Annotated in this window: 1 tRNA gene and 1 rRNA gene; both read left to right on the top strand. The window is 58.3% G+C overall.

Features of this window, described 5'->3' with window-relative positions:
* Nucleotides 1-101 (top strand): 5S ribosomal RNA (gene rrf, locus EIK80_RS26030); the annotation flags it as partial.
* A 61-nt stretch (nt 102-162) separates the two neighbouring features.
* Nucleotides 163-235 (top strand) — tRNA-Met (locus EIK80_RS26025).

Raw genomic sequence — 235 nt, 5'->3', positions numbered from 1 at the left:
CGGGGGTTCCCCACCCGATCCCATTCCGAACTCGGTCGTTAAGTCCCCCTGGGCCAATGGTACTTCGTCTCAAGGCGCGGGAGAGTAGGTCGCCGCCAGGTCCGCCAAAAGGATATCTTCTTCAAGTCCAAAAACCCTGCATCACAATCCAAAACACCCTGACGCGGGGTGGAGCAGCCCGGTAGCTCGTCAGGCTCATAACCTGAAGGTCACAGGTTCAAATCCTGTCCCCGCA

Origin of the sequence: Caulobacter sp. 602-1 (genome assembly GCF_003931565.1) — a bacterium.
In the GTDB taxonomy this organism is placed as follows: Bacteria; Pseudomonadota; Alphaproteobacteria; order Caulobacterales; family Caulobacteraceae; genus Caulobacter.
Note: the sequence above shows the minus strand (reverse complement) of the source record. Positions and strands in the feature narration are given on the sequence as shown.